The following is a 21,073-nucleotide window of genomic DNA, read 5'->3' on the forward strand; positions in this document are numbered from 1 at the left end:
TATTGATCAGGTATCCAATAGGAGATATAGGAGTGACGAAATGGAAAATTACATTCTGTTTCAGTACGAGGGAACAATGATGGTTGCAAAGAAATCCCCCTTTACACAAGAGGAGTGTTTAACAGGATTCCATTTTTATGATTTGGAACACATGGAGGAAGATGAGTATTTTCCAGCAAAGATTGTAAAGAATAATGATTTTGTCATGGATTATTGGGGCAGCATTATGACGAGTAAACCAATACAAGAAGTAGAAAAGCATGGTTATATGGAAATTTGTGACTATCAAGAAGATGAATATGGAGAAATAGTTCCTGTTCCGAATGAGGGGTTCGTAACGAATGTGCATTTTTATGATCTGAGATTTTACCTCATTGAATCAGAATCATTTGTCTGGAGCAAATCTACGGATTTTGAGTCTCTATTAGCAGTGTGGCAGTGTATCGAACCACATACCTATCCTGCTGAAGCGATGCAAATGGATCGAGTTTGGTCAATGCCGAACAAGAATACCTTTGAGATGAAGCCTGTAGCTGAGCTATTACGAGAGGAACTTCAAGGGGGATTTATCATTGATCCCTTTGCAAATCGAAATCGGTATGCTCATATAACAAACGACTTAAACGAAAAATATGAGACGAACTATCATATGGATGCTTTGCAATTTCTGATGATGTTTGAAGATGAATCCGTTGATGTAGTTCTATTTGATCCTCCTTATTCCGCTCGACAAATCAAAGAAGCATATGAATCAGTTGGATTGGATACACAAGGAGGCGTGTTAACAAGGGCATCATATTGGTCAAATATGAAGAAGGAAATTGCACGCATATTACGGGTTGGTGGAAAAGCAATATCGATGGGATGGAATAGTGGAGGAATGAACAATAAAGAATTGTTTCATATCAATCGGATTCGCTTGGTTCCACATGGAGGTAATCATAATGATACGATTGTAACAGTATCAGTTAAAATACGTGAAATCAAAAAAGATGAAAACATTGAGCAATTAGCATTAACATTATAAAGGCAAGGGCTTTCCTTAATGGAAGGCTTTTTTCATTATAAAGGATAAAGATACCAGCCGACTGCGATTGATGTTCTTCGATAGGAAGATGTTCATGCACAACTCCAGGCACGTCTCGATGAAACAAAAGCAATGCTTCGTTTTGTTTTTTAACACTTTTTATATTAATACGATGGATATTGACTATAATATATCATCTTTTACAAATCAGGATTTCCATTTAAGGAAAATTTGTTTACGTAGGGAGGATATATGAGAGATGAAGAAAGTTACATGGGATTTTGATTTCAATCATGATTTCAAAGAAGTTCATGATCTGGTTATTAAAGAACAGTTAACAGAGGAAGAAATAGAAGAAGGATTAGATCCAGAAGAAATGGTTGTCAAAGTGTGTGTGACAGGACATGCGTATAAGCGAATTAATCATGATTATGGTCGCCAATGCGAGTGGAACGACGTTGAGGATTTGATTTTAGAAAAGGGTCACAAGTTATTCAATATGAAAACGGATGACGAATTTGCCATTGTAAATGACAACAAAACAATGGTGCTAATTTGTAAGTTGTATCCATACAAAGGTGAATTGGTATTGATTTTGGAAACAATCATTCGTAAAGTCATCATTGTAAATGACAGAGAAGTTGAAAAAAAGGTTTGGTTGAACAAAGAGACAAAACGAGTGTAAACCATTTATATCGGAACATTTACATTTATATAGGACGGGGAGACTCATTTTAGGAGAAGTCCCCTACAATTATTCGGATAAAAAGGGAGAAATAACTAATGGCAAAAGTAATTATTTCAGAGGATATTTTGAACAAGGGATTTAAAGGTGATATCGAAAAGGTGGTTCAAACAGAAGATATTCAAGAAGGGGAACCATTTGTAATTCTGCAAACAGTTGCTGTTGTTGGAAAGCGTATTGATGGAAACATTGTGATTGAAAAAATGTTGCCACAGGTACTATAAAAAGAAAATTATAAAATAGGAGAGAGTTTTATGAGCTATCATTGGATTAAAGTTCATGAAGGGCAATTTCTTCTGATTTTGATTGATATTGACGAGGACAGTAGAGAGAGCGTATTTGAAATCATACGTGAAAACGGCGCGAGGATACATGCGGGAGTCGAATCTACTGGAAGACATTGTTTTTATGGTGTTTATGAGGTGTATGGTAGGAGTTTGGGGGAAAGTCTGGAAAAGGCTGATGAATACCTTCGCCTCGTTTTAAACGATGATAAAAAAGTTGAATAGGGAAGGAAGGAGAGAGAAGAGAGGATTCTTCTCTCTTTTTATTTTGACACTCATCTTTATGGTAAGTGTCTTTTTTCTCATTTTCTCACAGAAGCAATTCCCCATTCAATTCCTTTCCGAAAATGAGGTTTTTCTTTAGGAGTAAATCCTTTTCGGATAAAAAACTGATTAAGTTGCCTTTTTAACAGTATAGAAGGTGCTTTTGGTAATTCACCAAGCAAATTCGTTTTAGAATCATGTTGATGTTGTTTTTTTGCAATTTCTACCCCAGCAACGTATCCGAAATAAAAAGCATCACGTTGTTTTTTAGTTGCACCAAGTGTTATATAGATGTAGTTTAGTTCACTTTCAAATTTATGTAAACGCAATTCATCCATGAAGAATCCCCCAAGGTATTTTACTTAGCATTCCCCTGAAAGAACCTATGTACAACCAGAACATTTTCCCATTTACAGAAAGGTTATAACTTCTAATGGTTAATGTTCACCAGGATAGGAGTAGATATTCAAGTGATAACAAGAGAGAACAGTAGAATCTTGCTAACCTAATAAGGTTGAGGTATAATAAGGTTACAGGAAAAACAGGTAGATTCAAAGGTTATGAAGATGAATGTGTATGATTTACAAAGATCTTGCTGATGATTGATGAAATACATATGTCTTTTTTATGTAGGGATTATGAAACATGTCAAAAGAGTTATGAATATCATTCATAACATTTAAGCATATGTTGCGAATATTATTATGAAATAATCGCTTAAATTTCGTTTAAAATAGAACACAAGAGGACAATGTATAGTTAGACAGCCCTCTTTATATAAACAAAAGCCACCGATGGATAACCGTCAGTGGCTTTTGTTTTGCTATAAATTCATATTGTAAACTCTGATCTGTGGCGTCAGCCGTGAAACCAAAATGAACTTTCTGTAATAAGGGGTCAGATTCCAAGTCAATTTTCTTTCCGCAAACTGGACAGTAGTTAATATCTACTGTAAAATAACTCGATTTAGCAGAGATTTGTAATACGGGAGGCTCAGATGAGTATTTTCTTTTCCTCCAAATATAAGGACGTAAAGACCATTCCTATCGAAACACGGGCATCTAAACCATACTTATGTGATTCGTGTGACATTCTCGTTGGCTAAATCAAATAAACAAGTACACCTGAATAGATCCTCCTTTAAACCAGAGGGGCGTAATACTCTACTCAATTATGAATGTAGGAATGTAGAATTTGATATATTTGCTCAAAAAGAGTATTTTTTTCTCAATATTACCCTCATTTGTCCCTTCACTTTACTTCAATTCTACTCGACAATCTGTTGGATTGTGAATAATTTCTACCGCGTAGTCATTTAAAAAGAAGGTTCCCTCTGGAAATGAAATTCCTTTGTATGTCTCAGATTCTAAAGAAATATACCCATCGATACCAGCTTTTCATTTAGGTTCGATTCGAGTTCAAAGAATTCTTGAAACGTTCCTAACCCTTTTCGAAGAGACTGATGTGGCTGGTTGGTTAGTTGATTGCGTAACTGATTGTATGTATACGACAAGTTGTACACAGAAAAATCAATGGTTTCCGTATGGAGTAGATCTTCATTGTGATCCCAATCTGGGTAATAGTGCTTAATACCGCGAAATAACTTGAAGGTATCTTTACACTTGAGAATCGTGTAGTCGTTGTTATCGTTTAACACATAGAAACCTTCATAATAATTGGGGTCATGTTCGATTCCCTTTTTCGAGGTTCCAACTAAAGAACGAGATTGAAGCATGGGTTGAATCTTGTACATTACAAGTCGCAGTTCTCGGAGGATATTTGTTTCTTCAAGAGTTTCGCATTGGTAATCATATCCTCCGTAATTTTTAAGATTCTCATCAGGTAAATATAAAAATTCTCGATACAATTCCAAACCTGTTAAGCGTGTACGAATCCGCTCATGAAGATGAAGTAAACCATTTGCTCTTTCATATATTTGATTGACAGTCATTTCACCGTCTGGAGTATACACGGCTGTTCGAGCAGGTTCTTTATATACACGTTCAACTGTCATCGGAAGGCATGTAGGAATGTGATAACCAAATTTGTATTTCGGTTCGATTGCCATCAAAAATTCACTTCCTTTTTTCTCGTTTTTTTATGTCAAGTTTATTCGAAGTGTTGTTTTACTCTCTTTTCCTTATTACAGCTTCTCAGAATAGCAGTGTATGTATTGACTACTCCACTGCATTAGATGTCTTTTGGTGGTGAACAACGAAGGTGTCAACTTGTTTCAACTCACTATACACCTTGCCTCGATGTACCCACACATAGCAGAAAGACGCAGTTACTTCACAAACTTGAGCTTGAGCCTTAAAACCAGGTGGATAAACACGATGATATTCCCCGATCAAAGCAGTATAAGTTAAATCGTGATAGAGGTGGTCTTTATTGTATAGGATTTCGTTTTCAGGACATCCGTATTGAATCAAAGCTTCTCGTCCTGCTCGAATTTTCTCATCTAAATCTTCTACGTCAAATTCAGGAATAACCAGGGATACCTTGTGATCCCCATTGGGAATTCCATAATGCCATTCAAGTGTGGCAAGCACCATAAGCGTTGGCTGAGCCATTGAAATCACTCCTTTTCTTTATCCAAGTGTACATCTTTATTCGGGATGTGTAAAGTAAAATTTACAAAAAAATATAGACGTTGTGTTTTTGTTCTCGTATAATATCTGAGAGAAAAGGAGATGAGAACGTGTTATGAAGTCGATAAATTTTATTGAAGAACATAAGGAGATGTTTTTTCATTGGTTGTTCAAAGTAGCATCTAAAAATTTCCCAAGGGTGTGTGAATACGCCTCTGACGTATTAGGGTGCTGGCTCTACGTGAATTTTCCCGATGACGATATTGAGATACAATCAGGGCTTTTCGACGGATGGAGTCACTCTTGGATTGAAATTGATGGAAAAGTCATTGATTTTACGATTACACAGTTCATAGGCGGTTTGAATCAAGATGAACAAACAGATCTGAGCGATGAAGCGTTTTATCAAGCCTATTTCCTAAAATACATTGAGTCTCCCTTTATTGCGAACGCGGAACTATTGAAGCAGTATAAAGTTGAAGAGGGACTTATTGTTTGTCAGTATGGTCTTGCTAAATGGCATAAAGAGAAAGGCTCAGATTTTCAAACCTACTTGAACTCTGTTGTTACAGGACGATGGTAATACAGGATTTTATAGAATGCTAATAAAGCGGATTTACAAGAAAACGTGAAGGATTTTCTGCACGATGATGATAGTCAGTCACAGACACTTTCTGAATAAATACAAGACATAAAACGATATAAAGCATGATGTCTATTTGCAATAATCATGCAATATGGCAAAATGCTTCTAACATGGATGAGGGGGTTTTTAGTATGGAGATTCCGATTTATCGAACGAAAATGGAGCAAATCAGATTTTTAGAAGTTCCGTTTCAAAATGTTGAGACAATGAAAAATGCGGCTGAAATTATCATGCCTTATATAAAAGATCAGGATAAAGAATATCTTATTGCCTTATATCTGGTTCCACCTAATAAAATGGTTGGCATCGAAGTTCTTGCGATTGGCTCCTCAAACGAAGCTACCACTTCTATTCGTGAGATGATACGAGGAGCCATTATGATAGGAGCAACAGGCGTTATATTAGCTCATAATCATCCATACGGTGATGTAAAGCCATCAAAAGCTGACATTCTTACAACGAGACAGTTCCAAAAGGCATCAAAGATTCACGGTATTGAGTTGGTGGGTAGCCTCATTGTCAATGAAAAAGGAGAATTCAATGACATGATGAGTGTTGTTAATTCTCGAAAAGAAACAATGACAAATGAACTGATGGATAAGATCAATCAAGAGAGTTTAATAGAACGTGTAAAGTTTTGGTTTCAAGCTTTGTCACGCATAGTCGTTGCTATCGCGGCTTTTCTTATTCTTGGAAACGTCATTCATACCATTTTAAATGACTTGAACGGCTTGAAGAGTCTTTCTCCGTTAGGGATGGCAGCTCTCCTTTTTGTCGGATATGCTGGCTTCGAAACGATTAAGTGGTCATTTTCTTTGAAGATGAAACGATTTCCTAAAGTGAGTCACATGTATGTGGAAGGAAATGAAGTTGTAAACAAATCTCTGCAAGAGAAATAAGAAGGAGACAACAATGACTTGGAAGATAGCGCCATGCATATAAGGTGAAATTAAAACAAGAAAGGCGATGGAGTAAATGAAACCAACACTATCATTTGAAGCAGGTTATGGAAGTATCAATTACAAGCTGAATCGACCTGGTTCAGATGAAGACAAGATGTTTTTCTATAATCCTCTGTTTACAGACATGTACGATGGAAAAATGGCTGAAAACAATGTTGAGGACAAATGTCCAGATCGCAAGCACCATGATGTGCGCAAATTACCGAAATTATTCTATAAGGCTAATGTGAACTATTTGGAAATTCTTTTTGCACATAGGGTAGTCAGATATGATGCACTGTTTGATCAACTTGCTGCCGTACGAGAAGACATTGCAACGATGAATATACCGTATTTATTTGATGCGTGTATGGGTATGTATGACCAGAGCTATCGGTATTTCCAACGAGATAACGCCTATGTAACTCTTGATGAACTAACCGATTCACTTGCACAACGGAAAAAGGTTGGGAAGCATGCGGCGGGAGCATTGCGCATCACGGATTTCATGAAGCGTTATGCCAACCAAGGATTTATGGATTTCGGCAGTGCGATTTCTTATGATTCGGAGAATGCTCAAGACAAGGTGTTCATCGATACCTATATGGCGATGAGAAACGGGGATTTGTCGTTTGGAGAACTTGATCCATTGCTTAAACAGGCAGAAATAGAAGCGAATGAGCTGAAAGGATTCTTCAAGGAGAAAACAATTAAGGAAGATGTAAACCAATATGTGATCGAAACAGTGCGAAAACATGTACGCGAGCAATTATTAGTTGAATTGCATCGTGCTCTGTGAATATAGCCAGATGTAAAGGGGAGAAGAAATGTGAATGAGGAATCATTTAAGAAGGCTAAGAAACTTGGTGAAAAACTTGGGATACAGGTAGAGAGAGCGAAAGAAGGAGAAAAAGGAGGAATTTTTCTTGATCAAACAGACGGTTCAAGTAGAGAGCTTTCAACTGATGACTTGATTGAAATGATGTTTCCAGGATCAATAGAGTTGCTTAATAAACCGAGTAGAGTTGACTTCCTAAGAAAAGCGATGGAAAAAGAAATATCCGATTATCGCGAAGCAGTAGCAGATGATGAATCTTACTCGCAAATGGAAGCCGATGAAGAGTTGCGGGAATCATTTGAACGAAGGCTCTTTCAAGAGAAGTTTACTCTTCTTCATAGGATTGGTGGAATTCCTCATGAGCATGCGAAAGAAATTAAATGGAATATGATTTGGAGAATACTCAAAGATATCAACGATTTGGACAATTATCTAATCGAGTGGGATGGAGTGTTTATTCCAGCTCCAAACGATCATCGAAGGCTTGAGCGTTTTAGTGATTTTACTCGCTATATTGCCAATCAATATGGGATTTCTTGTCAATTGTGAGGACTCTTGATGGGTACTGGGATAAAGGGGAGTGGATGCTTGTCAGTTCCCCTTTTTTCTTTATTCCACTCTCGAATGAACTGTAATTGCAACATGACTTGCTTTTCTACAAATGCCCGTTCTTCATTCGGTAGTTGCATTGGCCTATGAGATAAAGACAGTAGCCAATCAACTGAGCACTGATATCCTTGAGCAATTTTTACTAAAGTGTCAAGGTCAGTGGAGCGATATTCTCTTTCGTAATTGGACAAAGCTTGTGAGTGAATGCCAATGTGAGCTGCGGCTTCTTCTTGTGTCCACCGTTGCCTCTCTCAATAGTTTGAGTTTTTCACCGAAGTTCATAATAAAGCTCCTTTCCATATCTATATGTGTCCTATTTTAACAAATAAGAAGTGAAGACAATAAGTAGTTGGTGGGTAATCACCTACATATGATATGAAACACTACAAATATATAGGTGATTTTATCAATCAAGTCAATTTCTCCGTTTCTGTCAGAGAACGGAGAGGAGCGCGCATTACAATATATTTTCAGAAAGGTGGTTTAAAGATTTATGAGAGAAAAAACCTTTATTTATGTTCGAGAATCACATTTGGTTCAAGAAAAAGAGGTGAAAACTGCTGATATTGCATTTGATAATGGCAAACTACGGGTCAATAACAACTTGTTCTTAATTGCAATTAACGGAGATGAACGAAACATTCCAAAAGCATTTGTCCCTTCTTTTGAAGAAGACGGGTTTCCTCGTATACTTTGTGATTGGAATGGTCAAGAAACAAATTGGATGTTGGATGACGTCACGCTTTATCCTGTGAGGGAGAGCGTTGAGAAATGAAACGGTTTAAAGCATGGATGTCAAAAGATGGTTTTGAACAAGGGGTAGTATGTTGTATTTTTGGAATCGTATTACTGATTTTATATGGGATCGCTTTTTTAAAATTTGGCATAGCTGCTGTTCCTACAGGTGTCTTCTTGGAGGGTCAAAGTCTGGAATGTTGTAAGGTTGAATTGAGGATTACGATTGTTGGGAAGTGTTTGATAGCCTTTCCAGTTGCAACGGCATTATTTTTAGTGCTTGTTCGACCAGTTGAGAAAAAGAAAGAGGAATGATGAGAAGATGAGCATGATCCTGACAGAAAAAGAAATTGGGATTGAATTGATTCGAGCAACAAGTAAAATTGTAGAAAAGGTAGAGGTTGATCAAAGTGATAAAGAGTTAACACTGTACTACGGGGTTGTTCTTGGACTACTTATCGCATTAGGAAGGGCAGATAGCTTTTATGAAACAGATAGTCATCTTGGCTATATCAATAGCATATTAGTTGATATTTTTGGGGAGGATTTAGCGGAGCTGAAATCAATAGAAGGGAGAGAATATCAATAATGAAATCAAAAGATTTGGTTCATTTAGGTGTTTATCGTATGAAAGATGGTCATTTTCGGAAGATAATCAGTATCTTTTGGTTGATGAATAGCACGGGTAAAAGAGTTGAAGCAACAAGCCCTGCTGGTTCTGACATCGAATATGTGAAATGCGATGAAAACGGACATGATTTTGGGAACCAAACTCCTCGCATCTGTTCAAGTACCACATTCGCGAAAAATGCAAAGGAATGTATCGGTACTGGCTCAAAGATTGATGGTAAGTGGAAAAATGAGCGAGAGTGACTCGCCTAAAGTGATATTTCTTACCTGTATTTGTTCTTTACTTTTCCTTAATAAAAACGGCTTGAGTTTTTACGATGACTTTGCTCAAATAACAAGGATGCGAACAGGTATCATTTTCACACAGGAACAACTCGAATACTTGCCATGTTAGATGCCTCATTCTCAAATTCAAAATGTGTGGGGGAGAAAAAAACGATGACCAACTTGGAGAAGATCGAGCTATTAAATAGCATTCACAAAAAGATCAGAGACTGGGATTGTGATGGAGATACCTGCTACAATGTAATGATACGAGTGGATGAAGAGTCAAGACGTGTTCTGAACAAATTGGGTGTTAATGATCAATACATTCAGCTTAATCAGACACAAGGAGAAAACGATTCAAATGAGTTGAACATCGCTCCAATTGGCTTTGGTATTTGCGAGGCATCTTGGTGGGATCCGTTTATGGGATTTATGGATGAGCGACCTTAACAACGAGGTGCGTTTAGCAGAAGAATTTTGAGATTGCCTTCCGTGTCGATATCGTAGAATCTATTGCTTTTCAAAGTGATAAAAGCAGATGATAAGTGAGGTTCCATCAATGGGTTATAGTGTAGATTGTTTTAAGGAATTCAACATAAGAAACCAAATGGATTATTCCGGTGCCTTCACCTGTCATATGGTTGATTACGAAAATGGGGATTATATTTCCCCTTCTTCTATAACGAAAATAAATAAGTTAATGAAGTCTTACGGCTTGGACTTTGATTTAGTTCCAAACCTGGGCGAAGCCTATTTTGAAAATTTATCAGAAGAAGAAGCAAAGAGATTACAATCAAGAATGGTTAAACCGGAAGAGTGTCTTGAGTTTGCAAATGAACACCAATTATTAAATAAAGTTGAAGAAACCATCCCTGAGTGTTTGTTGACGATGCAAAATTTAATGAAAAGATGGAAAGACGGATACTATGTGATTTTAACATATTAGAAATCTAAGCAATTTGTCAAAAGGAGCAAACAGGTAAGCTGTTGTAGGTATCAATTGTAAGTAAACTTCAAACAGCTAATCATGCGGTTAGCTGGATTTCCTAAATATGGATTCATCCAGTTTGCAGATGGCGTATTTCGAAATCATTGAAAAGGCTTTTCTTCTTTACGGTTAAAATCAGATAAGGAGTGATTTGTATGATCCATATTGATTTTCCAAGAAAACAAATCATGAATTCAACACGCGTAAACCTTTTGCATCTGATTGCATCAAGAAAATGGGAGTCTACCATAATGTATTTGGTGAACAAATCAGGGAAAACGGAAAAGGTTGTCCAGCGAGCAGTTGAACGTTTTGCGGAATTCAAATTGATTCGATACACAGGTGGAGGAGAGTTTGAGATCACCGAGAAAGGTTTGTCTTATTTGAATTCCTTGGCAAAGGAAGCTGTATAAGTTGATTACTTGTATAAGAGGCGGGGTATTGTGAAAATTGGGGCGGCTGTGATCTGGATTCCGAAATATGAGAGTGGGTTGCGAGTAAAAGAGCGCATGGAGCTGCTTTCTCGTTTTACTGAGGAGGATGAGTTGGTTTCTATAGATTCCATTGGTCTTGAATCTTCTCATTATGCCGGGGCATTAGGTTATGCAACAACTTCCTTTGTTGAAAAGCTTGATTTTGATACTGATCGGTTTACTTATTTTCTCGAACGATTAGTTCAAAGCAGTGTATATTCAGTTGAGAATGCTCTCTATCGATTTGAAGGATCGAATGTCCTGGTGATAAATAGAGAAAACCTTGAAGCCATACCATTGAATGAAATCGCTGATGATTTGAAGGAAACGGAGGAGAATCCGAATGTAACATCCCTTGGTTATCGTAAATTATTAGATGAATTCTCATCCGAGTTTCTCGGTCAATATTACCAGGATTTTCTGCTAACAATGGCAGGGAATGAGGAACTAACGATAGAAGGATACCTTAAAGAAATTGAGTTTCGCCAACGCTTGGAGGAATATTTTGATTCTACAGATAGAGAACTTCTAATGTCGCTCGGATACAAAGGTGACTATGAGGATATAAACACTCGTGGAATCATGGTAGAGGTGAAACAGCGATTTAAAAAGGATGCAAAGGAGCATACTTTAAAGAAATTGAAACAACGATGCATAGAAGATAAATTAACTGAATTGGTTAAACAGTTAGCGCTGTAATAAAGGAAGGAGGCAGAGGATATATCTTTGTCTCCTTCCTTTTTGGTTCCATCAGGTAGATCCAAAGTCAAGTCCTTCGGGATAGGATTCAAAACCATTCCTTTTCGCTCGCACGCTTGGCGTTGTTATGGCAACCTCATTGTTTCTAAGATTTTTCTAATCGCTCAGGATAGAAGGTATCATGTGGCTTATATCCCTATTGATCTGTATAAGATGTAAAACTCGAAAAAAGATAAAAAGGAGGGAGATATCGTGGAAAAAGAACTAAATGGGCAAAGAGAAGAGGTAAAAAAGAAGATAGTTTCCTTACTTTTGTTAGCGGCAACGGTGTACCTGGTTTCTGACATGCTTAATCTACTGTTGCTCACTTTTATTTTTTCCTTCTTGTTGTATTCATTAACATCTTGGATTGTGAAAGTAGCAAGTAGATGGATTGACTTATCTGAAAAACTGGTGATTCTTGCTGTTTATGGAGGTTTGTTGGCTACAATTTGGATAGCAGGCTATTTGTATGTACCTATTATTGCAAATCAAATGATTGGGATTGTAAATGTCGTCATGAACTTCAATTTAGCTGAGTATAAGGATGTGTTGCATCCGAAGGTATTGCAAGTGATTCAAGAAGTCAACTTTGAATCTCAGTTTAAAGAAGCGGCTGGATCTATTTTTGAAGCATCAAAAAATGTGGGCACCTTTCTGATCAGTCTTATATTGTCCTTCATTTTGAGTTTCTTCATTCTTTGGGAAAAGAAAGAAATTCGTGCTTTCTTAAAACCGTATGAAGAGGGGAAGATATCTTTCATTTACCGATATTACTCGTATTTTGCTAAGAATTTTGCAAACACCTTTGGCAAAATGCTTCAAACGCAAATTCTTATCTCGCTAATGAATAGTGTCTTATCGGTAATTTGCCTCTACTTTATGGGATTTGAACAAGTGTGGGGACTTGCAGTGATGATCTTTGTATTAGGATTAGTTCCTGTAGCGGGAGTCATTATATCATTAATTCCATTATCGATCATTGCCTTTAAATTGGGAGGAATCATAAAAATCATTCATGTGCTCATCATGATTATCGTTCTACACGCATTTGAAAGTTATGTTCTAAACCCCAAACTCGTTTCTGCAAGAATGAAACTTCCCGTATTTTTTAGTTTTGCTGTGTTGATTATAGCAGAACATATATTGGGAGTGTGGGGACTTCTTGTTGGAATACCGTTGTTTATGTTTATTCTTGACCTTCTAAAAGAACCATCGATAAAGAAAGATGACAAGGATAAACCAGAAAGAAAAGAAGCTTCTTAGTAGACATCTAAATAGGGTGTCTTTTTTTGTATGTAACAATATTCCCCATCGACCATCCTGAAAATTATGAAAAAAGTTGGTTGTTTCTATAATAAGGTAACAACCAAGAGAAGGAGGGTGATTATGTTATCAGAGCTTTTTCGTCGAATATCCGAAGAAAAGAAAAATGAAAGAGCATACATGGGAATTCAACAAGATATTCTCCATATATTCGGAAATAACTTCTATAACGAAGATCAAACCAGGATGTTCTCATTTTGTGATTGCAGATTACATCCAAATAAAAATGTGATGAAGTTGCACATTCAGTTAACAGTAAAACCATCCGTTCAGCAAATAGAATTATACAAGGAACGATATCAAGAAGAGTGGTCGAATCGAGAAATTGACAGAGAAGAGTTCTTACATACTTGTTTTCAAGGAATCGAGAAACAAGTGTTACGCAATTTTTCTTATGCAACAAGAATTAAGGACGATATAACCATTGGAGAGAAAGAAGGAGTGGTAAAGCGAATTGATATCCATTTCTATATTGAAATTGAGTTATCAGGCAACTTAACGATTGTTTTATCGAAGAAGATAAGACGATCCTTGCAAAATATGAAAGAATCCTTTCTGCATAGTACATGGGATGCCTGACTTTATATATAGAACAAATATGAGGAGGTTTTTCATTTGAATCGAGGAAATAAAAATGATGACAATCAGGGTGATAAAACAGGTCATAGCGAAGTTTTTACTTGATTTTTTGTGGCGTGATAGATACTTTTGGAGAATTGTTAAAAATGAACTATCGAAATCCTATCCATATTAATCATGGATAAAAATCATTTGAACAATGTCCCACCGATTATGAAACGAGTATTATGTAAAGTAAAAAAGACGCTCATTCCTTTAAAGAATGGCGTTTTTTTTGTTTTGTTTAACGACGATGTGTTGACAATTGTCAAACCTATTGCAGCCACAAATCCGGAATTACTCATCAGTTCATTAACTATCATATTAGGAATGAAAAAGTCATACCTTTATATCACTATAACTATATTTTTTGAATAGACAATCCAAAATAGAAAGGATGAACAAACCGTGTTTATAAACAGTATTGGAAATTCTATCTTAAACGCGATGAACTATAATCAGCGTGAAATTAACAAATCTACAACTCGAATTTCAACAGGTAAGATGCTTCCATCAGACAATCCTGCTGACTTTGTTCGAAGTAGCCGCATCGAAGCGGAATCAAGAGTAAATAGAGTTGTTGAGCAAAATATTCAGGATGGGTTGGCTTTTTTAAGTGTAGCAGATGAAACTCTTTCTTACGTTGATCAGATGGGGAAACGCCTGCGCGAATTAGCTACTCAGTATCAAACAGGTACGTTATCTGATGATACAAAAACAGCCATAAAAAATGAAGCAAAGGCTCTCGTTAAAGAAATGGTGAGTGTGATTAAAAATGCAGAGTTCAATGGAAAGAAGGTTTTTGGGAGCGGATCTATCAAGATTCAAGTGGGGTCTAATCCAAATGATCAATTGGAAATTAAAATGCCTGATGCAAAAAGCAATATGCCAAATGCATTATCGACAACAAAAGACAACCAGATCATGATGCCTTCTCAAAAAGGGGTGCTTGAGCATTCCACATTGCCAATAAATCGAAGTATGATGTTAGCCGTATACGGTTCTCCTTCGCCTATGAGAGAACAGGGCAAGGTGGTTTCTGCAAATAAAGAGAGCGATACAATTCCTCGTTATACCATTTCTCCACCAACCGTCAATATTCCAGATCAAAAAGGATACACAGGATATAAGAAGATTGTGGATGAAAAAGGCAATCTTCTCTATGAAGGTAACTTGAAAGATGGGGAATTCGATGGATATGGAAAATTATATGATAGCAACGGTAAGTTAATGTATGAAGGGGATTGGAACGAAGGAGTAATTGATGGTTACGGAACGGTGTACAACAAAAACGGAAAAGTATCCTATCAAGGGAACAGTAAGAATGGTGTAGCAGACGGTTATGGAACCTTTTATGGTACAAACGGAAAGATTACTTATCAAGGTAGTTTGAAGGATGGATACCGTGAAGGATGGGGAACAACTTATGATACGAACGGAAAAGTGATAGAATCGAAACACTACACTGATTATCAGAAGCAAAGCGAAGACACTGGCAATAACGGCAATAACGGTAACGGTGGTACTGGCAACACGGGAGGCACAGGTAACAACGGTAATGGAGGTAGTGGTAACAATGGCAATGGTGGCACTGGCAATACTGGAGGTACTGGTAACAACGGTAATGCTGGTAATGGAGGAAACGGAGGGAGTATTCCTGGAAATATAGGAGACTGGGATAAGATAAATATAGATGACTTATTAAATGGAAAGGATATCATCGATAAGATATTGGATCAAGTTTCAGATTCCAGAGGGGATATCGGAATCATGGAGTCCATTATGGAAAGACGATTGCAATTCACAGAAAATATGCGTTCTATACAAGAAGACTGGTTGAATCGTTTACAAAGTACAAATATGACAAAAGAATTGATGAATAAAGCGAAGCATGAAATGCTACAACAAGTCAACGCTAATTTAATGAATACCATGATGGAACAATATCGTTCGATGGTTATGACTTTGCTCAAATCGATGTAAAAAGAGAAGGGATATTCCTTCTCTTTTTTATGCCAGTTATACTACTTGGATATTTGAATTGTTTTCAATTGGATAACAAGCACAGAGATGATCTGCTGTAATGAAAGGATTATGAATACGTAAAATGCCATTTTCTAATAAAAATACCGTTGCAAAGACAACTATAGATAGTAGGATTGTTCTTTTTTTGCTTTTCATGAAGAATCAACCTCCTTTTTGTGGAATTCCTATATTATCGCAAGAGGTTGATTGGATATTCACAAAACTAACGATAGTCAGTCTGATCATCGTAGCTATAAGGGGTTGGCTTGAAAAACAAAAAGAAGTTCGAAAACTCCTTTTTACATATCACTTCTTTGTTTGCTATTTGAGGATCTTCTTCATCACCTCTCAGAACACAGACTAAATAACGAACGTTTCTTCAGTTTTCGTGTTCAATGTTAATAAAAGCAATCTTATCTGTTATCGAAGTGAAAAAATATACGGGGGTTAGACTTTTGGGAATTTAGTTGTCAATTAGAAAAACCGAACAATACAAAACGCTTTATTCCAATGCTGCCTTATGTTGTGATATAGGAATTTTCTTATTACAAAGTTGTTAGTCCTTGTTTCCTTCAGGTTCTTTTTCGTTTTCATCCTTGTTTTGTGTTTTTTTCTTAACAATAGTCATCTTGTCAAGATCTGACCATGAAACGTAAGCTCAAAGCTCTCTACGCCTGTGCAATATCCTGCTGAGAAGATCGTTCATAAAAAACCTTGAAGGCTTTGAAAAAATGTTTGGGTCAAAAAATACTAATGGTAAGAGTATATTCGTGAAGAAACAAATCACATAGACTATAGGCAATTACTGTGATAAAATTGACTGTATGTAGTGAGCGTCGAACGAAGGGGTGTCATCATGAAAGCTGAATACATAAATCCTTTTATTTTTGAATTTCAACGCATTTTTGAGTCCGTAACAGGTATTTCACTTACTTTGACTAAAACTTTTAAAAGAGATCGACTTTCACCAAGTCAAAGCGTGAATATTGAACTCGAAGTTGTCGGAGAAGTGAACGGTAATATTTCGATGCAGTGCAATCAAGAAACGGCAAAAAGAATAGTGTCATCGATGATGGGCGGAATGACAATTTCGGAACTGGACGAGATTGCTCAAAGCGCAATTGCTGAGTTGGGAAATATGATTACGGGAAGAGCGTCATGTATTATTGCTAACAGTGGAAAATCTGTTGATATTACCCCACCAAAAGTGTATCTAAATGCAGAAATGAGATACGCTTACAATGATGATCGACCAACTTTGGCATTCTTGTTTACTACTGGCGATCAAAACATTGAATTGAATATCTCAATTAATGATGCAGCTTAATAGAGTGTCATGCTTTATAAACAGATAGAAGTCGACATATCATATAGAGTTCGAAAGTGAAAGGGGAGTGTTCAACGTGACATTCAAAGAAGCGGGGTTGAATAAACAGGTAGTAGGCTGGATTCCAATGCCAAGAATTACATCATCCCCTCTTGAAAAGGAAGGTAGATTTGATATTGAGTTAAGCGGAAGTCCGGTTGGAACTGTTGACGTTTCCCGTATGCCTCACGAAACATATGTTTCAGTGACTTTGGTAGATACAGTTTTAACTATCGAGCAGTTCACGGAACTGGTTACAGACTTGAAATTACAGTTCAGCTTGCCAAATGATCAAAAGGTTTCGATACAACAAATCTAAAAGTATAATCATTTCTCATAGGGGATGCATTTGCATCCTTGCGCAAAATTTATTCCTTCGTTTGAAAATGAGGAAAGCAAATTTCATTGATGAGGAAGAAATGAGCAGATAAGAAATCTAATTAATGTCAGACATATTCTTTATGAATGTGTCTGTTTTTGTTTGCACAGCTTTAAACCATTTGTACTTGTAAAATGGAAGATAAACGGTGTACAATGACGATACGTATAATTAACACGTACTGGTGGTGTGAAAATGGAGAAAGACTGGCTTACTTATCCAAGCGTCTTTCATTTTGCTGATGATGGAATCTCTGTCAGCTTCCCAGATTTTCCCGGATGCTTAACTTGTGGTGATAATCAGAGAGAAGCGATGACCAATGCAAAAGAAGCTCTGGGGCTTCATGTATACGGAATGGAAATCGACGAAGAAGATATACCATCTCCAACGAAAATAACAGAAATTTCTATCCATAGGGATGAAGTAGTTGTACTCGTAGAGGTTTATATGCCTGCTTTTAGACAGCATATGAAAAACAAAGCTGTAAAAAAGACACTAACGATCCCTGCCTGGTTAGACAAATTGGCGATGGAGAATAAGGTTAATTTTTCTCATATCCTTCAAGATGCGTTAAAAAAGCACTTAGGAGTTGACTAACGAAGGAGCAATCCGATCAATTCATAGTGATCCATAATTAAGATGAAAAACGCGAAGGGTTTCCCTTTTGCTAACCGTTTAATAGAGCGATTTTTTCGTTCTATTTTTTTTGAGGTGGAGTGCATATCATATAAGGTTTATAGAAGAAGACAGGGTTTTATATAAAATTTCATTTTGAAGGAGTCGATTTATTTGACAAAGGATCTGGTAATGGATGTAACTCAAAAAGTAATAGATGTGATTCAATGCTATCGCAACGATGTTGTTGTCATAACCTCACGCTCATTTGTGTCACCAAAGACGATCATGTATACGTATGGGTCAAAGGACGAATTTCGCGAAATGATCGCACAGCTGGAAGAAGATCTTCAAATTAACATTGAAAGTGATGATATCGGTGAAATGACTGTTCGCACCTTCATTGACCTGGTAATTAAAAAAGCTCAGGAATCAAGAAATAATTGAAGAGGGTGAAAAAATGAGGAGGATAGAGGCAACGAGAAAAGTAATTGTTCGCCACAGGGAGCATTTGTTTGCAAAAGAAATAACTTCTTTTGAACAGTTGAGTCAATTGGAGGAGAATGCCGAAATTGCCATAATGAATCATTGTGAAATGGTCATTGGACGTATTATAAGCAAGGAAAAAGAGTGGATTTTCATTGATGCTGTAACGAATACTGTAACTGTCCGACGAGATAGCTTTAAGTATGGGAATTTTATGTATGAACTGTTATAAAGAATGAAAACGCTGTGCAGAATGGAGGAGCTAATAATGCCAGCATTGGTAACATTTGAAGCAGATAATAAAATTTTTCTTATGACAACAAGCGATAATGTCGTTCAGGCTTTTGAAACTGTTCAGAAAGGGTTAAACTATTTTGAGGATGGATACAACAGAAATCATTCAAGGGGATATGAAGCAAGTATTTCTGCTTGCATTAACAATATGTCATTTTCTCCTTCTGTTCATGAATGGGAACATGAAGATATTGCACCGTTGATAGAAATGGGTGTGGTTGACATGAATTCCTTTCGAGGATATCGTTTAAGTAATACAAGCGGGTCTATGAACGGCGCACTATTAACAGGGGAACAAGCTAAGGAGTTTCATGATAGAGGTGTGAAGCCGCGATTAATTGGTTAATGATTTATTATTTAGGAGGATAGAGAAATGTGGGAAAAACGTGTTAATCGGAATAATGGATACGGCGACTATGGATTTGTGCGAATCATTTCAGAAGACTACACGGTTTGGCAGGATAATGCGGAGGTCATTCTTGTAGATCACTTTCCAATGGCAAAAGAGGGTGAGACGAAGGTCTTAATGACAAAATGGATCATCAGGTTTACAGAACATTTCGGTGATGGGGAGAAAGAGGAAGAATGGGGAGAGCTAAAAGAGGAGTATGTTTCTCATTATGGTGAACCTCCAAATAACATCACTGATATTGCTTTTTACTGTGCTGATGGATGGTCGAGGTGGAATGCAATTGAACGGATCGAAAATCCTACTGTAGATGAAATAAAACAATATCTAAATAAGCATGGTGTAGAAAGAGTTTGTGCAGGAGGTAGCGACTGTTTTTGAAAATAGCAGATGATGAAAAAAAGGTTGATATAAGGAGAACTCAGGCAAATTCACTGAGTTCTTTTTTATCTTTTGATTGTTTTTATCTCTTAAAGACTATGATAAATCAGTTCGATAGAAAGCAGGATTGGTTTATCCATTTTTATTGAGGAGGAAATTTATATATGACCATTAGAACCTTTTTTACAGGAACGACTTACGAATGCTCATGAAAGATTTTACAAGCAGGAAAAATTTCTACTTGTCCAGCCAATCTGGTGTGAAAAGAGTTCTCCGAGGATTATGTATATTTTTTTGACCCGAAGATGGTTGAGGATGAAATGGAATATGTTGCTCAAGATGCAATTGATCGCTCGATTATACTTGCCGCATAATGAGTAAATCTTGGGAAGATATCCAATTTCGATACGATGATTTGGTAGATTGGCAAGGAGCTTTATCGTTGTTTACGCATAAGCCTATACTTAGATTTCATCAACCAGGCGAATGTCGCATCATAACGAGCTGGGATAATATTTGTGATCAAAGGAGTGTATGAGAGTGCTTCGATCTTTTGACCTTATTTCAGATGTTCATATAGATTTTTGGGTGAATGTTGATTCGAATCCTTTTAAAATGCAGAAAAAAACAGATGCTTTTGTCGATTCTATTGTGCCTGATAGATGTAGCAAGGTGCTGGTTATTGCGGGTGATATGGGGCATTACAATAATCAAAATCAACTATTCTTAAAGAGTTTGAAGAGGTACTATCAATATATCATCGTCGTTCGAGGCAACCATGATCTCTACCTTGTATCGGGTCAGCAGAGAAAAAAATACAAATACTCATCTGATAATCGATGGAATGAAATGAAAGAATTCATAAAGGAGACTCCTGGAGCGTTTGTTCTCGAAGGAGATATTGTAACTTTGGATGGAATTACATTCGGAGGAACAGGTATGTGGTACGACTATTCATATGGGATTATCGAGTATGGTAAAACTAAGGAAGAAATCGTTCAATTGTGGAGGAAAGAAATGAACGATTCCAAGCTAATTCAAGGCTTGCCAGATTTTTCGGAAGAAGCATCTCGATTCAATGCAATTATTGAAAAAAGTGATGTTATTGTTACGCATGTGGGTGGAGATTGGTCAAGACTATCAAATAAATCACGGTATGTTCAGGGACTAACTTCCAGTTTTTACTTCTTTGACGGAAGCAAATGGATGGATAAGCTAAAAGGCAAAACGTGGTGCTTTGGACATGTACATGATCATTCTGATTACACACACAATGGCTGTCGTTTCATCAACAATGCAAAAGGTTATCCAAGAGATAATCCAGATGCAAGAATTAAGAATATCAGCATCTAATAACGTCGAATGAGAGCAGGCATTTCTTCCAGGAGTGCCTGTTTT

31 protein-coding genes and 1 pseudogene are annotated in these 21,073 nt (G+C 36.8%); 27 read left to right on the forward strand and 5 right to left on the reverse strand.

Annotated elements, in window-relative coordinates:
* Positions 1-40: 40 nt before the first annotated feature.
* The 4 genes from ACFVS2_RS25445 (at position 41) to ACFVS2_RS25460 (ending at position 2,281) form a co-directional block, all read left to right on the forward strand.
* Positions 41-1,027 carry an LPD28 domain-containing protein gene (locus ACFVS2_RS25445; protein ID WP_390238973.1) on the forward strand — a complete coding sequence of 329 codons (987 nt, stop codon included), beginning with the start codon at positions 41-43 and terminating at the stop codon, positions 1,025-1,027.
* Positions 1,028-1,286: 259 nt separating this feature from the next.
* Positions 1,287-1,712 (forward strand): hypothetical protein, encoded by a 426-nt coding sequence (locus tag ACFVS2_RS25450; RefSeq protein WP_390238975.1) that lies wholly within the window; start codon positions 1,287-1,289, stop codon positions 1,710-1,712.
* Between the two features lie 98 nt (positions 1,713-1,810).
* Entirely contained in the window at positions 1,811-1,996 is a 186-nt protein-coding gene (locus tag ACFVS2_RS25455; protein ID WP_390238978.1) for a hypothetical protein, read from the forward strand.
* Between the two features lie 30 nt (positions 1,997-2,026).
* Positions 2,027-2,281: a hypothetical protein gene (locus tag ACFVS2_RS25460; RefSeq protein ID WP_390238980.1), complete on the forward strand. Its 255-nt coding sequence runs from the start codon at positions 2,027-2,029 to the stop codon at positions 2,279-2,281.
* A 77-nt stretch (positions 2,282-2,358) separates the two neighbouring features.
* On the opposite strand, the gene ACFVS2_RS25465 is transcribed toward ACFVS2_RS25460, so the two are convergent.
* The 3 genes from ACFVS2_RS25465 to ACFVS2_RS25475 all read right to left on the reverse strand — a co-directional run bounded on the left by ACFVS2_RS25465 (position 2,359) and on the right by ACFVS2_RS25475 (position 4,893).
* Complete coding sequence (locus ACFVS2_RS25465; RefSeq protein ID WP_390238982.1) at positions 2,359-2,658, reverse strand: hypothetical protein; 300 nt, start codon at positions 2,656-2,658, stop codon at positions 2,359-2,361.
* Between the two features lie 1,028 nt (positions 2,659-3,686).
* Positions 3,687-4,388, reverse strand: coding sequence for a hypothetical protein (locus ACFVS2_RS25470; protein ID WP_390238985.1), 702 nt, complete (start codon positions 4,386-4,388; stop codon positions 3,687-3,689).
* A 109-nt stretch (positions 4,389-4,497) separates the two neighbouring features.
* Positions 4,498-4,893, reverse strand: a complete 396-nt coding sequence (locus ACFVS2_RS25475) for a hypothetical protein (protein WP_390238987.1) — start codon at positions 4,891-4,893, stop codon at positions 4,498-4,500.
* 133 nt (positions 4,894-5,026) lie between these two features.
* Here ACFVS2_RS25475 and ACFVS2_RS25480 point away from each other — a divergent pair, with 133 nt between their 5' ends.
* From ACFVS2_RS25480 to ACFVS2_RS25495, 4 genes are all read left to right on the forward strand, one after another.
* Positions 5,027-5,494: a hypothetical protein gene (locus ACFVS2_RS25480; RefSeq protein ID WP_390238990.1), complete on the forward strand. Its 468-nt coding sequence runs from the start codon at positions 5,027-5,029 to the stop codon at positions 5,492-5,494.
* Positions 5,495-5,688: 194 nt separating this feature from the next.
* On the forward strand, positions 5,689-6,456 hold the full coding sequence (locus ACFVS2_RS25485) for a JAB domain-containing protein (protein ID WP_390238992.1): 768 nt from the start codon (positions 5,689-5,691) through the stop codon (positions 6,454-6,456).
* A 76-nt stretch (positions 6,457-6,532) separates the two neighbouring features.
* Positions 6,533-7,297 (forward strand): hypothetical protein, encoded by a 765-nt coding sequence (locus ACFVS2_RS25490; protein ID WP_390238994.1) that lies wholly within the window; start codon positions 6,533-6,535, stop codon positions 7,295-7,297.
* 30 nt (positions 7,298-7,327) lie between these two features.
* Entirely contained in the window at positions 7,328-7,885 is a 558-nt protein-coding gene (locus tag ACFVS2_RS25495; RefSeq protein WP_390238996.1) for a hypothetical protein, read from the forward strand.
* On the opposite strand, the pseudogene ACFVS2_RS25500 reads toward ACFVS2_RS25495, so the two are convergent.
* Positions 7,876-8,181, reverse strand: a pseudogene (locus ACFVS2_RS25500) (helix-turn-helix domain-containing protein); the annotation flags it as partial. The gene ACFVS2_RS25495 and the pseudogene ACFVS2_RS25500 overlap by 10 nt on opposite strands.
* A 257-nt stretch (positions 8,182-8,438) precedes the next feature.
* Between ACFVS2_RS25500 and ACFVS2_RS25505 the strand changes: the two are divergent.
* The 11 genes from ACFVS2_RS25505 (at position 8,439) to ACFVS2_RS25555 (ending at position 15,703) form a co-directional block, all read left to right on the forward strand.
* Positions 8,439-8,720, forward strand: a complete 282-nt coding sequence (locus ACFVS2_RS25505; RefSeq protein WP_390238998.1) for a hypothetical protein — start codon at positions 8,439-8,441, stop codon at positions 8,718-8,720.
* Positions 8,717-8,995 carry a hypothetical protein gene (locus tag ACFVS2_RS25510; RefSeq protein ID WP_390239001.1) on the forward strand — a complete coding sequence of 93 codons (279 nt, stop codon included), beginning with the start codon at positions 8,717-8,719 and terminating at the stop codon, positions 8,993-8,995. The genes ACFVS2_RS25505 and ACFVS2_RS25510 overlap by 4 nt, the downstream gene beginning before the upstream one ends.
* A 7-nt stretch (positions 8,996-9,002) precedes the next feature.
* Complete coding sequence (locus ACFVS2_RS25515) at positions 9,003-9,269, forward strand: hypothetical protein (RefSeq protein ID WP_390239002.1); 267 nt, start codon at positions 9,003-9,005, stop codon at positions 9,267-9,269.
* Positions 9,269-9,553: a hypothetical protein gene (locus ACFVS2_RS25520; protein WP_390239004.1), complete on the forward strand. Its 285-nt coding sequence runs from the start codon at positions 9,269-9,271 to the stop codon at positions 9,551-9,553. Before ACFVS2_RS25515 ends, ACFVS2_RS25520 begins: the two co-directional genes overlap by 1 nt.
* Before the next feature lie 195 nt (positions 9,554-9,748).
* Positions 9,749-10,027, forward strand: coding sequence for a hypothetical protein (locus ACFVS2_RS25525; protein ID WP_390239006.1), 279 nt, complete (start codon positions 9,749-9,751; stop codon positions 10,025-10,027).
* Positions 10,028-10,136: 109 nt separating this feature from the next.
* Positions 10,137-10,523, forward strand: a complete 387-nt coding sequence (locus ACFVS2_RS25530) for a hypothetical protein (RefSeq protein WP_390239009.1) — start codon at positions 10,137-10,139, stop codon at positions 10,521-10,523.
* A gap of 197 nt (positions 10,524-10,720) precedes the next feature.
* Positions 10,721-10,978, forward strand: coding sequence for a hypothetical protein (locus ACFVS2_RS25535; RefSeq protein WP_390239012.1), 258 nt, complete (start codon positions 10,721-10,723; stop codon positions 10,976-10,978).
* A 30-nt stretch (positions 10,979-11,008) separates the two neighbouring features.
* Positions 11,009-11,737, forward strand: a complete 729-nt coding sequence (locus ACFVS2_RS25540; protein ID WP_390239015.1) for a hypothetical protein — start codon at positions 11,009-11,011, stop codon at positions 11,735-11,737.
* Between the two features lie 252 nt (positions 11,738-11,989).
* The gene (locus ACFVS2_RS25545) at positions 11,990-13,042 is read left to right on the forward strand and encodes an AI-2E family transporter (RefSeq protein WP_390239018.1); all 1,053 of its coding nucleotides are present in this window, start codon (positions 11,990-11,992) and stop codon (positions 13,040-13,042) included.
* Between the two features lie 123 nt (positions 13,043-13,165).
* Complete coding sequence (locus ACFVS2_RS25550; protein ID WP_390239021.1) at positions 13,166-13,681, forward strand: hypothetical protein; 516 nt, start codon at positions 13,166-13,168, stop codon at positions 13,679-13,681.
* A gap of 447 nt (positions 13,682-14,128) precedes the next feature.
* Positions 14,129-15,703, forward strand: coding sequence for a flagellin N-terminal helical domain-containing protein (locus ACFVS2_RS25555; protein WP_390239023.1), 1,575 nt, complete (start codon positions 14,129-14,131; stop codon positions 15,701-15,703).
* Between the two features lie 36 nt (positions 15,704-15,739).
* Here the strand turns inward: ACFVS2_RS25555 and ACFVS2_RS25560 are convergent, their stop codons facing one another.
* Positions 15,740-15,901, reverse strand: a complete 162-nt coding sequence (locus ACFVS2_RS25560) for a hypothetical protein (protein WP_390239025.1) — start codon at positions 15,899-15,901, stop codon at positions 15,740-15,742.
* A 700-nt stretch (positions 15,902-16,601) separates the two neighbouring features.
* Here ACFVS2_RS25560 and ACFVS2_RS25565 point away from each other — a divergent pair.
* The 8 genes from ACFVS2_RS25565 (at position 16,602) to ACFVS2_RS25600 (ending at position 21,028) form a co-directional block, all read left to right on the forward strand.
* Positions 16,602-17,072, forward strand: coding sequence for a chemotaxis protein CheX (locus ACFVS2_RS25565; protein WP_390239028.1), 471 nt, complete (start codon positions 16,602-16,604; stop codon positions 17,070-17,072).
* A 76-nt stretch (positions 17,073-17,148) separates the two neighbouring features.
* On the forward strand, positions 17,149-17,430 hold the full coding sequence (locus tag ACFVS2_RS25570; RefSeq protein WP_390239031.1) for a hypothetical protein: 282 nt from the start codon (positions 17,149-17,151) through the stop codon (positions 17,428-17,430).
* 255 nt (positions 17,431-17,685) lie between these two features.
* On the forward strand, positions 17,686-18,087 hold the full coding sequence (locus ACFVS2_RS25575; protein WP_390239033.1) for a type II toxin-antitoxin system HicB family antitoxin: 402 nt from the start codon (positions 17,686-17,688) through the stop codon (positions 18,085-18,087).
* 192 nt (positions 18,088-18,279) lie between these two features.
* On the forward strand, positions 18,280-18,552 hold the full coding sequence (locus ACFVS2_RS25580) for a hypothetical protein (RefSeq protein WP_390239035.1): 273 nt from the start codon (positions 18,280-18,282) through the stop codon (positions 18,550-18,552).
* Positions 18,553-18,565: 13 nt separating this feature from the next.
* The gene (locus tag ACFVS2_RS25585) at positions 18,566-18,823 is read left to right on the forward strand and encodes a hypothetical protein (RefSeq protein ID WP_390239038.1); all 258 of its coding nucleotides are present in this window, start codon (positions 18,566-18,568) and stop codon (positions 18,821-18,823) included.
* Between the two features lie 36 nt (positions 18,824-18,859).
* Positions 18,860-19,231, forward strand: a complete 372-nt coding sequence (locus ACFVS2_RS25590) for a hypothetical protein (RefSeq protein WP_390239041.1) — start codon at positions 18,860-18,862, stop codon at positions 19,229-19,231.
* Positions 19,232-19,258: 27 nt separating this feature from the next.
* Complete coding sequence (locus ACFVS2_RS25595; RefSeq protein WP_390239043.1) at positions 19,259-19,675, forward strand: hypothetical protein; 417 nt, start codon at positions 19,259-19,261, stop codon at positions 19,673-19,675.
* A 534-nt stretch (positions 19,676-20,209) separates the two neighbouring features.
* Positions 20,210-21,028, forward strand: a complete 819-nt coding sequence (locus ACFVS2_RS25600) for a metallophosphoesterase family protein (RefSeq protein WP_390239045.1) — start codon at positions 20,210-20,212, stop codon at positions 21,026-21,028.
* The last annotated feature ends 45 nt before the right edge of the window (positions 21,029-21,073 follow it).

The organism is Brevibacillus sp. NPDC058079 (assembly GCF_042885155.1).
Classification (GTDB): domain Bacteria; phylum Bacillota; class Bacilli; order Brevibacillales; family Brevibacillaceae; genus Brevibacillus.